Here is a 14,683-nt window from a genome sequence, read left to right as displayed (position 1 = left end):
TTGTATTCGGGATGGGGGACGGTCGTTACGCATGGCCAGGGAATTCCAACGCGGCCACAAGGCCAGGATCAGTGACCTCACCGCGGGCACCGATCTGTACGTGGGTGTGCAGATCACCGGCCCGGGGCTGACCTTCGACATCAGCTGCTTCGGTCTGGACGCCGACGAACGGCTTTCGGACGACCGGTACTTCATCTTCTTCAACCAGCCGAAGTCGCCGGAGGAGTCCATCCAGCTCCTCGGCGCGCAGGCGGGTGACACGGAGTCCTTCCGCGTCACCCTCGACAGGATCCCGCCGCGGATCCAGAAACTGTCGTTCACGGCGACCGTCGACGGCGCGGGGCAGATGTCCCAGGTCGCGCCGGGGTACATCCGGATCGTGGCGGGCGGCGAGGAGGTGGCCCGGTACTCGTTCACCGGCGCCGAGTTCTCCACCGAGCGTGCCGTGATGCTGGGCGACTTCTATCTGAAGGACGTCTGGCGGTTCGCCGCAGTCGGGCAGGGCTTCGACGGCGGCCTCGACGCGCTGCTGAAGAACTTCGGCGGCGAGGTCGCCGAGGAGGAGCCGGCCGCCGAGCCCGCGCCGCAGGCCGGTGCCCCGTCGTTCGCGCCGCCGGCCCAGGCCGCCGCGCCGCCCGCGTTCGGGGCCCCCGCAGGCCACGCCGCGCCCGCCGCCCCTCCTGCGCCGCAGCCCGCGCAGGGTTTCGCGCCGCCTCCGGGCCAGACGCCGCCACCGGCGCCCGCGCCTCCGGTGCACGCCGCGCCGACCATCATCGCGCCCATGACCCCGCCCGGTGGCGCCCCCGTACCGCCGCCGGCGCCCGCTCCGGCGCCGTACGGACAGCCCGGCCAGCAGCCCTCGTACGGCCAGGCCCCCGGCCAGACCGCACCCCTGCCGCCCGGTTACGGACAGCCCCAGGCACCCCAGGCGCCCGCCCCGCCGCCCGGCTACGGCGGCCAGCCGGGCCCGCCTCCGGGCTACGGACAGCAGCCGCCGTTCGGCCAGGTGCCGGGTCCGCCCGGCGCACCGGGCGCGCCCGCCGGATACGGAGTGCCGCAGGGCGCCCCCCAGGGCGGCGCCGGTGTCACCGCGGCGCTGCAGGCCTACAAGGAGACTCCCACCGGGCAGCGCTGGACCCAGCAGAACAAGAAGATGGTCCGTGTCGACCTCGGCATGGGCGGCGACCAGGCCGTACTGGCCCGCCAGGGCAGCATGGTGCTCTACCAGGGCAAGGTCGACTTCAGCTACAAGGGTGCCGGGTTCGCCGGCCGGCTCGTGGGCAACGCGACCGGCCAGGAGATGCAGCTCATGCGCTGTTCGGGCCGTGGCCAGGTCTTCCTCGCGGAGAACGGCGCCATGCTGCACCCCATCGAGCTGCAGGGGGACGCCGTCTGCGTCTCCGCGGAGAACGTCCTGGCCTTCGACGAGACGCTGCAGTACGAGGTCCGTCGCGTCGAGGGGCACGGCATCCCCGGAGGCGCCCTGTTCACGATGCAGTTCCAGGGGACCGGCACGATCGTCGTCAAGACGCGTGGCGTGCCCGTCGTCCTGCCCGTGACACCGACGACGTTCGCCGACTGCAACGCCGTCGTCGCCTGGTCCGCCGCTTCCCAGGTGATCGTCTCCAGCCAGGTGCGCATGCGCCGCAACGCCTATCCGGGCGACACGGGGGAGAGCGTGAACCTCCAGTTCCGCGGCGCGCCCGGCAATTTCATCGTCGTCCAGCCGTACGAGGTCTGAGGGAGCCCGTTTCATGATCCAGCAACTCGCGGGCTTCGCCCCGGCACCCGTTGCCGCGCGCATGGAGAACCACGGCAATCACATGCTCAAGGTCGCCATGCAGACCGGAAACGACCTCCTCGCGCGCGTGGGGTCGATGGTCGCCTACGAAGGCTTCGTCCAGTACGAGCCCAATCCGCCGGCCGTGCGCCAGATCGCCAAGGACTGGATGACCGGCGAGGGCGCACCTTTGATGAAGTGCTCCGGAGACGGTCTGCTCTACCTCTCCGACTACGGGGCGAACGTCGTCGTCATCAACCTCAACGGAGACGCGATCTCCGTCAACGCCACCAACCTGCTCGCCTTCGACGCCCATCTGACGTGGGGCGTCGAGCGGGTCAAGGGGCTGGCGAAGTTCGCCGGCCAGGGCCTGTGGAACACCAAGATCTCCGGACAGGGCTGGGTCGCGCTGACCTCCCGGGGCAAGCCCATCGTCGTCGACTGCGGCGGCGGCGAGGACGAGACGTACGTCGACCCGGACGCGCTCGTGGCCTGGTCCCCGAACCTCAAGGTGAAGGGCAAGCGCAGCTTCAAGGCGCAGTCGCTGATAGGGCGCGGCAGCGGCGAGGCCTTCCAGATGGCCTTCTCCGGACAGGGCATCGTCGTCGTCCAGCCCAGCGAGGACAGCACCGACCGCCTCCGGGTACGGGGCTGAGGGGGGACACACACCATGCAGAGTTCGCTTTTCGCCTACAACGACCAGCAGTCCCAGGACCGCTACAGCCTGCAGAACAAGCAGATGCTGCGCGTGCTCCTGGAGGGCCACGACGACGTGCTCGCCCGCAAGGGCACCATGGTCGCCTACCAGGGCCTCGTGGAGTTCGACGCCGAGTACCAGAACAGCGGCCAGCAGCGGTCGCGCGCGTACACCGGTGAGGGTCTCGACCTGATGCGCTGCCACGGGCAGGGCACCGTCTTCCTGGCCAACCTCGCCCAGCACATCCATGTGGTGGACGTCGACCAGGACGGCCTCACCGTGGACAGCAGTTACGTCCTGGCGATGGACTCCGCGCTGCACCACGAGGTGATCGCCGTGGACAGCCAGTACGGGATCTCCGGCTCCGGAAAGTACCAGCTCAACATCACCGGGCGCGGCAAGGTCGCCCTGATGACGTCGGGCATGCCCCTGATGCTGCAGGTCACGCCGGACAAGTACGTCAACTGCGACGCGGACGCGATCGTCGCCTGGTCCACGAGTCTGCGCGTACAGATGCAGGCCCAGACGCATTCCTCCGGAGTGTTCCGCCGCCGTGGCAACACGGGGGAGGGGTGGGAGCTCAGCTTCATGGGGCAGGGGTACGCGCTCGTGCAGCCCAGCGAGATGCTGCCGCCGCAGAACGCCGTCATCGGGTCCGGGATCGGGGCCCAGTACGGCGTGGGGCAGCAGGGGGCCCGGGGGCAGAACCAGGGGAATGTCTGGAGCTAGGCCCTCCGGGCGGGCGCGGGGAGGGGCCGGTGGACGGGTGCCGGTCCGGTGGGGGCTTGTCGCGCAGTTCCCCGCGCCCCTGAGGAGCGCCCCTGGCGGGGCGCATCCCAGAAGCCTGTGTGTAAGGGGCGACAGCCACTGCTGTCGCCCCTTACACGTGCCTCTTCAGAGTCTTGCCCGTGTTGCTTCCAGGAGGCGGACGACCGAGTCGTCCGCCACCTGTGCCACCTCGTCGTAGGCGAACCAGCGCAGGTCCAGGGACTCGTCGCTGATCTCCTGGACGGCGCCCGGCTCGGCCACGACCGCGTACTGGACGTCGAAGTGCCAGTGGCAGGGCGCCGGGATGGGGTGCCGGTCCAGCCGTACGGGGCCGCCCGGGAGCAGTGTCAGACCCGCGATGCCCGACTCCTCCGTGGCCTCACGCAGGGCCGCCGCCTCCAGAGTGGTGTCCCCGGGCTCGCAGTGACCGCCCATCTGGAGCCACATCCGCAGCTTCCTGTGGAGCGTCAGCAGCACCCTGCCTTGCTCCGGGTCGATCACCAAGGCGCTCGCCGTGACGTGTCCCGCCGTGCAGGCCTTCCACATGCCGTCCGGATGGGCCTGGAGATGGTCGAGGTAGGCCTGGCGCAGTTCCTCCTGGCCCTCGATGTCCTTCAGGACCAGGACGGCGTCGTCGTACAGGCTCACTTGTCGTTGTCGCCCTTGTCGTCGTTCTCGTCCTTCGTGAGGTTGGGCTTTTCGGGTGAACCGCCCGCCGCCTCGCCGAGCATCTTGTCGAGCTCGGAGAAGTCCAGCTGCTCGCGGTGCACGAAACCGTCCGGGTCGTCCAGGTCGGAGGCGGTCGGCAGCATGTCCGGGTGCTCCCACAGGTTGTCCCGGCCGTCGACCCCGCGCGCGTCCGTGAGCGAGGCCCACAGGCGCGAGGCGTCCCGCAGCCGGCGCGGACGCAGCTCCAGGCCGATCAGCGTGGCGAACGTCTGCTCGGCCGGGCCGCCCGTGGCGCGACGGCGGCGCAGCGTCTCGCGCAGCGCGTCGGCGGACGACAGACGGGGCTTGGCGGCCGAGTGGACCACCGCGTCGACCCAGCCCTCGACGAGCGCCAGAGCCGTCTCCAGACGGGCCAGCGCCGCCTTCTGCTCCGGCGTGTCCTCCGGCTGGAACATGCCCTGCTGGAGGGCCTGCTGCAGCTCCTCGGGGTTCTGCGGGTCGAACTGGCCGACCACGTCCTCCAGCTTCGCCGTGTCGACCTTGATCCCGCGCGCGTACCCCTCGACCGCGCCGAACAGGTGCGAGCGCAGCCACGGCACGTGGGCGAAGAGCCGCTGATGGGCGGCCTCGCGCAGGGCGATGTAGAGGCGCACCTCGTCCTGGGCGATCCCCAGGTCCTTGCCGAAGGCCTCGATGTTCAGCGGGAGCAGCGCGGCCTTGCCTGCCGGGCCGAGCGGCAGGCCGACGTCGGACGAGCCGACGACCTCGCCCGCGAGCACGCCGACGGCCTGGCCGATCTGCGTACCGAACATGGCGCCGCCCATGGAGCGCATCATGCCGAGCAGCGGGCCCGCCATGGCCTGCATCTCCTCGGGCAGGACGTCGCCCATGGCCGCGCCGACGCGCTCGGCGACGGGGTCGACGAGCTCCTTCCACACCGGCAGGGTCGCCTCGACCCATTCCGCGCGGCTCCAGGCCACGGCGGAAGTGGCGCCGGACGGCAGGGACGTCGCGTCGTCCAGCCACAGGTCGGCCAGCCGCACCGCGTCCAGGACCGCGGCGCGCTCGGAGGGGCCGACGCTCGCGTCCTTCGTGCCGTCGGAGGTGCCCTGGGAGACCGTCTGGCGGGCGATCTGCTTGGCCATGTCCCAGTTCACCGGGCCGCCCTCGTACGAGAGCATCTGGCCCAGCTGCTGGAACGCGGCGCCCAGGTCGTTGGGGTTCAGCGAACCGAACATGGCTGCGAGCGGGTTGTCGCCTCCAGGTCCGCCGGGCCCGAAACCGAACGGGTTGGCAGGTCCCTGACCACCACCGCTCTGCTGGTCCTTCTTCTTGCCCTCGTCGCCGTTCTCCGGCTCCTCCGGCGGAAGGCCGAATCCGAATGGGGTGTTACTCACGGGATTCCTCGGCTGTTAAGGCCGCCGGTTCGCTCCGACGGCGGCTGCCCTGCATCACCACCCAGCGTAGACACCACAACCGGTTCGGGCCTCGGTGCGTCGCCGACTCGGCGGCTGCGGCAGGATGGATGCCACCTGGTACGTACGCGTCACTCGCGTTCTTACTGAAGACAACCGCTGGAGACGCCTGGTGAGTTCCCCAGATCCACAGGTTCGCGCAGCGCGAAACCTCTCAACCCACCCGTCACCCGAACATCGGCCCGCACCTGCGGCGCAGCGCGCCGAGCGGACCTCGGCCGTGCGCGGCCCCGTCGTCGCGATCACCGGTGCCGCGGCCGGGATCGGCGCGATGCTCACCGAGCGGCTCGTCGCCAGCGACGAGATCAAGCAGGTCATCGCGATCGACGAGCGGCGCGGCGAGTGCGCGGGCGCGCAGTGGCACATCCTCGACGTCCGGGACCCGGCCATCGCCGAGAAACTGCGCGGGGCGGACGTCGTGGTGCACCTGGCCCTCGACCTCGATCTTGAGACGGATCCGGCGGCGCGTACCGCGTACAACGTGCGGGGTACCCAGACCGTGCTCACGGCCGCCGCCGCTGCCGGGGTCCACCGCGTCGTGCTGTGCACGTCGGCGATGGTCTACGGAGCGCTGCCCGACAACGAACTGCCGCTCTCCGAAGACGCCGAACTGCGGGCCACCGCCGAGGCCACGGGGGTCGGGGACCTGCTGGAGGTCGAGCGGCTCGCGCGCCGGGCGCCCCGCGCGCACCCCGGGCTCAACGTCACCGTCGTACGCCCCGCCGTGCTCGTCGGAGGCACCGACACCGCGCTGACCAGGTACTTCGAGTCGCCCCGCCTTCTGGTCGTCGCCGGTTCCCGGCCCGTGTGGCAGTTCTGCCATGTCGAGGACCTGTGTGCCGCTCTGGAGTACGCGGCCCTGGAGAAGGTCGACGGAGAACTCGCCGTCGGATGCGACGGATGGCTGGAGCAGGAGGAGGTCGAGGAGCTCAGCGGGATCCGGCGCATGGAACTGCCGTCCGCCGTCGCCCTGGGCGCGGCGGCCCGGCTCCACCGCATCGGGCTCACCCCGTCGCCGGCCGGGGACCTCGCCTACACGATGTATCCCTGGGTGGTCAGCGGAAGCCGGCTGCACGATGCCGGATGGCGCCCCCGGTGGACCAACGAGGAGGTGCTCGCCGAGCTCCTGGGCGAGGTCGCCGGACGGCACACCCTCGCCGGACGGCGGCTCGGCCGCAAGGACGCCACGGCGGCGGGAGCCGCGGGAGCGACGGTCGCCCTGCTCGGCACGGCCGCGCTGGTACGGCGGGCGCGGAAGGCCCGGCGGCGGATCTGAGCCGGCGCCGGAACGGGCGGGCTCCGCGGGCCGGAGCCTGGGCGCGGTCCTGTAGAAGGCTCCAACCGCCTGCGCGCGCGTGCGTGTGAAAGGGCCGTTTCACGGAGCCGACGGGGTGGGGCACGATGGGGGGATGGCACCCAAGAGCGACCATCCCGGTGAGCGGGCGGCACAGGACCCCATCAAGCTTCTGGCGATCCGGGAGACCGACCTCTCCCTGGACGAGGTCTTCCGGGCCGTCGGTGACGACGCCTCCGGAGGGACCGCGCTGTTCGTGGGGACCGTGCGCAACCACGACGGGGGAGCGGACGTCGACGCCCTCGGATACTCCAGCCACCCCAGTGCCGAGGCCGAGCTGCGCCGGGTCGCGGAGAAGGTCGTGGCGGAGTACCCCGTACGGGCGCTCGCCGCGGTGCACCGGGTCGGTGACCTGCGGGTGGGCGACCTCGCGGTGGTCGTCGCCGTCTCCTGCCCGCACCGCGGGGAGGCCTTCGAGGCCTGCCGGAAGCTGATCGACGACCTGAAGCACGAGGTCCCGATCTGGAAGCACCAGAAGTTCTCCGACGGCACGGAGGAATGGGTCGGGGCCTGCTGACCGCTCCGGTTGCGTAACCCGACCCCTGCCGCGAGCGTTGGACAAGCGGATGGTTAATCTGCTGATCAGTCAGTTGCGGTGGTTCATGGGGTTGGGAGGTCGGCATGGCAGCGCTCGCCTGGTTGCTGATTCCGCTTTTCGCCGCGATCGGGGCCGGAGCCTGGGGCAGTTGGGCGGGACGGAACCGCAAGACCATCGGTGACGGCCACGAACTCGCCGGCTACACCCGCTTCCGCGAGGCCATGGAGAAGTCGCACTCGGACGCCTGACCGGCCGTCGGACCCCCGGACGGGCGGCCCCGACGGTCCGTTGACAGTGCTGTCCCGTACTGTCGTTCCATGCCACGCCGCACCGCGACGATGCTCGCCTCCACCCTGATGCTGATCGCGCTCCTGTGCGCGGGAGTCTTCATCAATGTGCCGTATTCGGAGATGTCACCGGGTCCGACGGTGAACACGCTCGGCGAGCACGACGGCGAGCCCGTGCTCCGGATCACCGGTCGCAAGACGTATCCGACGAGCGGTCATCTGAACATGACCACCGTCCGGGTCACGAGCGCCGACTACAACATGAACCTCGTCGAAGCCGTGTACGGCTGGCTGGCACACGACAACAAGGTCGTTCCGCACGACACGCTCTACCCCGACGGCAAGACGGAGGAGCAGTCGACGCAGGAGAACGCCGAGGAGTTCAGCCAGTCCCAGGAGAGCGCCAAGGTCGCCGCGCTCAAGGAGATCGGCGTCCCGGTGAAGTCCTGGGTGATCGTCTCCACCGTCGTCAAGGACACCCCCGCGGAGGGCAGGCTGCACGCCGGTGACGTGATCAAGGCCGTCGACGGCACTCCGGTGAAGGCGTACGAGGACGTCGCGAAGCTGGTCACCAAGCACAAGGCCGGTGAGAAGGTCGTCTTCACGATCGTGCCCGCCAAGGAACAGGCCGCCGCCGAGAAGGAGAAGAAGACGGCGACCAGGACCGAGGAGATCACGCTCACGACCGCCCAGTCGCGCGACAGCGGCGAGGACCGCGCGATCGTCGGCATCGAGGCGGGGGTCGACCACAGCTTCCCGTTCACCATCGACATCAAGCTCGCCGACGTCGGCGGCCCCAGCGCCGGTCTGATGTTCGCCCTCGGCATCGTCGACAAACTGACCCCGGGGAGCCTCACCGGCGGCAAGTTCGTCGCCGGCACCGGCACGATCACCGACGACGGCAAGGTGGGCCCGATCGGCGGTATCGAGATGAAGACGGTCGGCGCCCGGGCCAAGGGCGCCCAGTACTTCCTGACGCCGAAGGACAACTGCGAGGCCGCCGCCCGTGACGTCCCCGACGGGCTCACGCTCGTCAAGGTCGACACCATCGACGACGCCGTGAGCGCCCTCAAGGACATCCGTGGCGGCACCACGGACGACCTGCCGAAATGCGCCTAGGACACCAAGGTCCGGGCGCACCGGCAGGCCGCGTCCGCCCGGACTACTCCGCGAACGTCGCCGTGAGCGCGTCGGCCAGCCCCGGCACCAGGTCGGAGCCGGTGAGCACGTCGTTCGCCGAGTCCTTCTCGCGCAGCCGCAGCGCCGAGTCGCGCTTCCCGCCGCGCAGCACCGCGACGGTCATCCGGACCTCCTGGCGCTCCGGGTGCTCGGCGACCCACTTCGCCAGCCGCTTCTCGTCGAGGCCGTCCGGTACGGACGCCTCCGCGGACGGCGGCAGCATCAAGCGCTCCACGGACAGCGCGCAGCCGACCACGGAGTCCGGCCAGGCGATGGTGCCCAGGAACTCGTCCAGCGGGCTGCCCGCGGGAATTTCCTCCTGCTCGATAGGGGTGAGGGTGCCGTCGGGCACGTCTTCGGTCAGACCCAGCCGCTCGGCGAGACCGGGTTCCTGAGAACGCAGTCGGCCGGTGTCGACCAGGGCGAAGAGCCGGGCGGGCTGATCCCAGCCGAGGCCCGCGACGTACTCGTCGATTTCGAGTGCGGCGCGGGTGAGCGGCCCGGCCGCCATGGGGGTGCCTGAGGAGGCGGTGTTGGACATGGTCACAATCCTGCCTCGTTCGGCCCCGGAACCGGGAACCGAGTAAAGCATCAGTAAGTTGCATAGATGTGGCCCGGCGTTTGCGGGGCCCCCAGATTCCAACAGCGAACTTCGAGGTGCGCACCTTGGCTTTCCAGATGCCGGACCGCGGCGGAGGCCCGACAGGGCCGCGGATGAGAGTGGGCCGACCGTCCCGGCGCGTCCGGACCCTGCTCATGACACTGGGCGTACTGGCCGTGCTGGCCATGGCCTTCGTCATGTTCGCGGGGTTCTGGACGGACTGGCTCTGGTACCGGTCGGTGAAGTACTCGTCGGTCTTCACGACCACGCTGTGGACCAAGATCGGTCTGTTCTTCGTCTTCGGACTGCTGATGGCCGTGGCCGTCGGAGTGAACATCTGGCTGGCCCACCGTCTGAGGCCGCCGCTCAGCGCCATGTCGATGGAGCAGCAGAGCCTCGACCGGTACCGGATGAGCGTGGCCCCGTACAAGAAGTGGATTCTTCTCGGGATCACCTCGCTGGTCGGGCTGATCGCGGGAGCCTCCGCGGCCGGCCAATGGCGTACGTGGCTCATGTGGGTGAACGGAGTGCCCTTCAACCAGAAGGACCCCCAGTTCCACCTCGACGTGTCCTTCTACGCCTTCGACCTGCCCTGGTACCGCTTCATGCTGGGCTTCGGCTTCGCGGCCGCGATCCTCTCGCTGATCGCCGCGGCGCTGACGCACTACCTGTACGGCGGACTGCGCGTCACCAGCCCCGGGGCACGCGCCACGGCGGCGGCCACCGGCCATCTCTCGGTGCTGCTGGGCATCTTCGTCGCGCTGAAGGCGGTGGCGTACTGGCTCGACCGGTACGGCCTCGCGGTGAAGTCCAGTGACTTCAAGGCGACCGGCAACTGGACGGGCCTGAGGTACGTCGACGCCAACGCCTACCTGCCGGCCAAGACGATCCTGTTCTGCATCGCGGTCATCTGCGCCCTGCTGTTCTTCGCCACCCTGTGGCGGCGCACCTGGCAGCTGCCCGTCATCGGCTTCGGCCTCATGGTGCTCTCCGCGATCCTCATCGGCGGTCTGTACCCGGCGATCGTGCAGAAGTTCCAGGTCCAGCCGAACGAGCAGGCCAAGGAAGCGCCGTACGTCGAGAAGAACCTCAAGGCGACCCGTGACGCGTACGGCATCACGGGCACCGAGGTCACGGAGTACGCGGGCACGAGCACGACCAAGGACAAGACCAAGCTGCGCGACGACGCCGATGGCGCCGCGAGCATCAGGCTCCTGGACCCGAACGTCGTCTCGCCCACGTTCCAGCAGCTCCAGCAGGTCCGTAATTACTACGCGTTCCCGTCGAACCTCGACGTCGACCGCTACAGCAAGGACGGCAAGGACCAGGACACCGTCATCGGTCTGCGCGAGCTGAACCTGCAGGGCATCCCGAAGAGCAACTGGATCAACAACCACTTCCGCTACACGCACGGCTTCGGAGTGGTCGCGGCCAAGGGCACCAACGCCGACGCCGAGGGACGCCCCGAGTTCACCGAGTACGACCTGCCGTCCAAGGGCGACCTCGGCGAGTACCAGCAGCGGATCTACTACGGCGAGAAGACCAGCCAGTACTCGATCGTCGGCGGTCCGCAGAAGGAGATCGACTACTCCGACGACACCGGCGAGAAGACGACCAGCTACAAGGGCAAGAGCGGGGTCAACCTCTCGAACCCGGTCAACCGGGCGGCGTACGCGGTGGCGTTCAGCGAGCCGCAGATCCTCTACTCCGGCGCGATCGGTGAGGGCTCGCGGATCCTCTACAACCGCACGCCCAAGGAGCGCGTCGAGGCGGTGGCGCCCTGGCTGACCATCGACGGCGACGCCTATCCCGCGGTCGTCGGCGACAAGATCGAGTGGATCGTCGACGCCTACACGACGACGAACGGCTACCCGTACGCCTCGCGCACCACGCTCGGCGACACGACGGCCGACTCGCTGACCGCCGCCAACAACCAGCGGGCGGTGGTGGCCCAGCAGAACCAGGTCAACTACATCCGCAACTCGGTGAAGGCGACCGTCGACGCGTACACCGGCAAGGTCACGCTCTACGAGTGGGACACCAAGGACCCGGTCCTGAAGACCTGGAAGAAGGCCTTCCCCGGGACGGTGAAGCCGAAGGGCGACATCCCCCAGGCCCTCATGGACCATCTGCGGTACCCGCAGGACCTGTTCAAGGTCCAGCGCGAGCTGCTGACCCGCTACCACGTGAAGGACGCCGAGACGTTCCTCAGCGGCAGTGAGGTGTGGCAGGTGCCGGACGACCCGACGAACAAGTCGGGCAACGCGGTGCCGCCGTACTACCTCAGCATGAAGATGCCGGGTGAGCAGTCGCAGGCGTTCTCCCTGACGACGACGCTCACTCCGAACGGCCGCGACAACCTGAGCGCCTTCATGTCGGTCAACGCCGAAGCCGGCACGAGCGACTACGGCAAGATCAACATCCTGAAGCTGCCGACCGGCAGAACGGTCGACGGGCCGAAACGGGTGCAGAGCCAGTTCAACTCCGAGCCGTCCATCGCCGAATCCATCAGGCTCCTCAGAGGTGGTGACTCGGAAGTCGAGTACGGCAACCTGCTGACGGTGCCGCTCGACGGCGGACTGCTCTATGTGGAGCCCGTCTACGTACGCGGTGGTGGACTGAAGTACCCCCTGCTGCGGAAGGTGCTCGTGACCTACGGAGGCGCAACGGCCTTCGAGGACACGCTGGGTGAGGCGCTCGACAAGGTCTTCGGAGCGGAGGGTTCGACCGCCGAACCGCCGGACGAGGACGAGACGAAGCCGCCGCCGGCATCCAGCGACCCGACGGTCCAGGAAGCGCTCGACGACGCCCAGAAGGCCTTCGACCAAGGCCAGGAAGCCCTCAAGAAGGGCGACTGGGAGGCGTACGGAACGGCGCAGAAGGACCTGGAGGACGCGCTGGAGCGGGCCGAGGCCGCCCAGGCCGCTGCCGACAAGAAGGCAGGCAGCAGCGACAAGGCCGGCGACTCGGGCGACAAGAAGACCGAGGAGAGCGCCAAGCCCAGCAGCAGTCCGAGCAGCAGCAAGAGCCCGGACAGCGGCTGAGCAGCGCTGAGTCAGGAGCTCCCCTCGCGCCGTGGTACGGTTGCAACACAACGGCGCGGGGTGGAGCAGCTCGGTAGCTCGCTGGGCTCATAACCCAGAGGTCGCAGGTTCAAATCCTGTCCCCGCTACTGATGTTGAAGGACCCGGATCCTCACAGGATCCGGGTCCTTCTGCGTGTGCGGCCTGTCAGCCGGGTGTGCGAGGACGTTCCTCGTTCATCAGTGCTGCCGCGGTGAAGGCCGCGCCGGACGGAGGGAGTTGGGCGAACTGTGTTTCACTTGTCTCTCTGTGGGCATGTCGACAAAACGCTGAAGTGACCTCACTGGCTGCGGTATACCAGGTGTACCCAGGTTGCAGGTGGTGCGACGATGGACGTTATGGGGGACAAGGCAACTCTGTTGGATACAGGGCGGTTTGTGCAGCCTTCCGACCGGGACGAGACCGGTGAGGCGGTGGAGGAGGCTCGTCAACGGCTCGCCGCGCAAGAGGGCGACGCCGAGGCCATGAGCGTCCTCGGAGCCATGCTGCTCCGCCGCGGTGATCTCGACGGAGCCGAGCCGCAGCTGCGCGCTGCCACCGCGGCCGGTGACCGGGCCGCCGCCAACAACCTCGGTGTCCTCCTGCACCAGCGCGGCTACGCGGAGGAGGCCGCCGGCTGGTGGCGGATCGCCGCCGTCGCCGGTTCCGCCGCCGCCGCGCACGCACTGGGCCGCCACCACCGTGAGCGCGGCGACGAGCCCGCCGCCGAGTACTGGCTGCGCCAGTCCGCCGAGCAGGGCCACTCGCTGGGCGCGTACGCGCTCGCCGATCTCCTGGAGCACCGCGGTGACCCCCGCGCCGAGGACTGGATGCGTGCCGCCGCCGAGCGAGGACACCGCGAGGCGGCCTACCGGCTCGCCCGCGCGCTCGACCGGACGGCCGCGCAGGCGGACGGGACCGACCTCGACGGCGGTGTCTCCGAGACCGCGGGGACCGCGGGCGAGGCGGCCGAGCAGTGGTACAGGCAGGCCGCCGCGCGCGGTCACCGCCGGGCCGCGCTGCACCTCGGGGCGATCCTGGAGCGGCGCGGGGAGCTCAAGGAGGCCGGGCGCTGGTACCTGACCTCCGCCAAGGACGGCGAGGCACGGGCCGCCTGCGCGCTGGGATTCCTGCTGCGGGACGCGGGCGACACCGAGAGCGCCGCCGTGTGGTGGCTGCGGGCCGCCCAGGACGGCGACGGGAACGCCGCCAACGCCCTGGGCGCGCTGCACGCCGAGCGGGGCGAGACGCAGACCGCCGAGCGGTGGTACCGGGCCGCGATGGACGCGGGCGACGTGAACGGCGCGTACAACCTCGGGCTGCTCTGCGCCGAGCAGTCACGGACCGCCCAGGCCGAACAGTGGTACCGGCGGGCGGCGTACGCGGGGCACCGCGAGGCGGCGAACGCGCTGGCCATCCTGCTGCTGCAGGTCGGTGACGCCGCCGGGGCCGAGCCGTGGTTCTCCAAGGCCGCCGAGGCGGGCAGTGTCGACGCCGCGTTCAACCTCGGCATCCTGCACGCGGGGCGCGGTGAGGACGCTGCGGCACTGCGGTGCTACGAGCGGGCCGCCGCGGCCGGGCACACCGAGGCCGCGCTCCAGGTCGGCATCGCCCGGCTGCGGGACGGCGACGAGCCGGCCGCCGAGCGGCACCTGCGGTGCGCCGCGGGAGGCGGCAGCGCGGAGGGGGCGTACCGGCTGGCCACCGTGCTCGACGCGCGGCGCCCGCCCGCGCCCGAACACGAGCTGGGCGAGCACGCCACCGAGAAGAGCGAGTGCGAGGAGTGGTACGAGCGGGCCGCGTCCCAGGGGCACCGGCGGGCCCAGGTGCGCGTGGGGATGCTCGCGTCCGCGCGCGGGGACGTCGTGGAGGCCGCCCGGTGGTACCGGGAGGCGGCGGAGGCGGGGTCGCGGAACGGGGCGTTCAACCTGGGGCTGCTGCTGGCCCGGGAGGGGAGCGAGCCCGAGGCCGCGCTGTGGTGGACCCGGGCCGCCGACGCGGGGCACGGGCGGGCGGCGTTGCGGCTCGCCCTGGTCTACGCGCGTCGGGGGGAGCTGGCGGAGGGGCAGCGGTGGGCCGATCGGGCGGTGTCCCTCGGGCCGGGGGAGGTTTCTGAGCGGGCTGCTCGGTTGCGGGACGCGTTGCGGCAGGAGTTGTCCGCGTGACCCCTACCGGGGGGTGGGGGGAAGGGGTGGCGGGGTGGGGTTTTCGCCCCCGCCGCCCCTTCCCGTTCCCGTCCACGTATGGGGGCTGCGCCCCCTCGGCGCCCCGGG

At 70.3% G+C, this 14,683-nt stretch carries 12 protein-coding genes and 1 tRNA gene; 10 read left to right on the top strand and 3 right to left on the bottom strand.

Features of this window, described 5'->3' with window-relative positions:
- Positions 1–31 precede the first annotated feature (31 nt).
- Genes ACFWGJ_RS02515 through ACFWGJ_RS02505 form a run of 3 tightly spaced genes read left to right on the top strand, consistent with a single transcriptional unit; the run spans position 32 to position 3,206 of the window.
- Entirely contained in the window at positions 32–1,741 is a 1,710-nt protein-coding gene (locus ACFWGJ_RS02515; RefSeq protein ID WP_387320380.1) for a TerD family protein, read from the top strand.
- Positions 1,742–1,754: 13 nt separating this feature from the next.
- Positions 1,755–2,435 carry an AIM24 family protein gene (locus tag ACFWGJ_RS02510; protein WP_107020137.1) on the top strand — a complete coding sequence of 227 codons (681 nt, stop codon included), beginning with the start codon at positions 1,755–1,757 and terminating at the stop codon, positions 2,433–2,435.
- Between the two features lie 15 nt (positions 2,436–2,450).
- Positions 2,451–3,206 carry an AIM24 family protein gene (locus tag ACFWGJ_RS02505; protein ID WP_387320379.1) on the top strand — a complete coding sequence of 252 codons (756 nt, stop codon included), beginning with the start codon at positions 2,451–2,453 and terminating at the stop codon, positions 3,204–3,206.
- Between the two features lie 165 nt (positions 3,207–3,371).
- Here the strand turns inward: ACFWGJ_RS02505 and ACFWGJ_RS02500 are convergent, their stop codons facing one another.
- Both ACFWGJ_RS02500 and ACFWGJ_RS02495 read right to left on the bottom strand, forming a co-directional pair.
- Positions 3,372–3,893, bottom strand: coding sequence for an NUDIX hydrolase (locus ACFWGJ_RS02500; RefSeq protein ID WP_381833102.1), 522 nt, complete (start codon positions 3,891–3,893; stop codon positions 3,372–3,374).
- On the bottom strand, positions 3,890–5,311 hold the full coding sequence (locus ACFWGJ_RS02495) for a zinc-dependent metalloprotease (RefSeq protein ID WP_387320378.1): 1,422 nt from the start codon (positions 5,309–5,311) through the stop codon (positions 3,890–3,892). The genes ACFWGJ_RS02500 and ACFWGJ_RS02495 overlap by 4 nt, the downstream gene beginning before the upstream one ends.
- A gap of 190 nt (positions 5,312–5,501) precedes the next feature.
- Here ACFWGJ_RS02495 and ACFWGJ_RS02490 point away from each other — a divergent pair, with 190 nt between their 5' ends.
- From ACFWGJ_RS02490 to ACFWGJ_RS02475, 4 genes are all read left to right on the top strand, one after another.
- Positions 5,502–6,665 (top strand): SDR family oxidoreductase, encoded by a 1,164-nt coding sequence (locus ACFWGJ_RS02490; protein WP_387320377.1) that lies wholly within the window; start codon positions 5,502–5,504, stop codon positions 6,663–6,665.
- Between the two features lie 133 nt (positions 6,666–6,798).
- Positions 6,799–7,260: a molybdenum cofactor biosynthesis protein MoaE gene (locus tag ACFWGJ_RS02485; protein ID WP_387320376.1), complete on the top strand. Its 462-nt coding sequence runs from the start codon at positions 6,799–6,801 to the stop codon at positions 7,258–7,260.
- A gap of 104 nt (positions 7,261–7,364) precedes the next feature.
- Positions 7,365–7,529: a hypothetical protein gene (locus tag ACFWGJ_RS02480; protein ID WP_189773698.1), complete on the top strand. Its 165-nt coding sequence runs from the start codon at positions 7,365–7,367 to the stop codon at positions 7,527–7,529.
- A 69-nt stretch (positions 7,530–7,598) separates the two neighbouring features.
- A complete protein-coding gene (locus ACFWGJ_RS02475) occupies positions 7,599–8,687 on the top strand; it encodes a PDZ domain-containing protein (protein WP_387320374.1) in 1,089 nt (362 codons plus the stop codon).
- 43 nt (positions 8,688–8,730) lie between these two features.
- Here the strand turns inward: ACFWGJ_RS02475 and ACFWGJ_RS02470 are convergent, their stop codons facing one another.
- Positions 8,731–9,288, bottom strand: a complete 558-nt coding sequence (locus tag ACFWGJ_RS02470) for a PPA1309 family protein (RefSeq protein ID WP_199854920.1) — start codon at positions 9,286–9,288, stop codon at positions 8,731–8,733.
- 137 nt (positions 9,289–9,425) lie between these two features.
- On the opposite strand from ACFWGJ_RS02470, the gene ACFWGJ_RS02465 reads away from it, so the two are divergent.
- The 3 genes from ACFWGJ_RS02465 (at position 9,426) to ACFWGJ_RS02455 (ending at position 14,575) form a co-directional block, all read left to right on the top strand.
- Complete coding sequence (locus ACFWGJ_RS02465; protein WP_387320424.1) at positions 9,426–12,392, top strand: UPF0182 family protein; 2,967 nt, start codon at positions 9,426–9,428, stop codon at positions 12,390–12,392.
- A 54-nt stretch (positions 12,393–12,446) separates the two neighbouring features.
- Positions 12,447–12,520: transfer RNA gene (locus ACFWGJ_RS02460), tRNA-Met, on the top strand.
- Between the two features lie 240 nt (positions 12,521–12,760).
- Positions 12,761–14,575: a sel1 repeat family protein gene (locus tag ACFWGJ_RS02455; RefSeq protein ID WP_387320373.1), complete on the top strand. Its 1,815-nt coding sequence runs from the start codon at positions 12,761–12,763 to the stop codon at positions 14,573–14,575.
- Positions 14,576–14,683 lie beyond the last annotated feature (108 nt).

Origin of the sequence: Streptomyces sp. NPDC060205 (assembly GCF_042728395.1) — a bacterium.
Taxonomy (GTDB): domain Bacteria; phylum Actinomycetota; class Actinomycetes; order Streptomycetales; family Streptomycetaceae; genus Streptomyces.
This window is presented reverse-complemented; position numbering and strand designations above follow the sequence as displayed.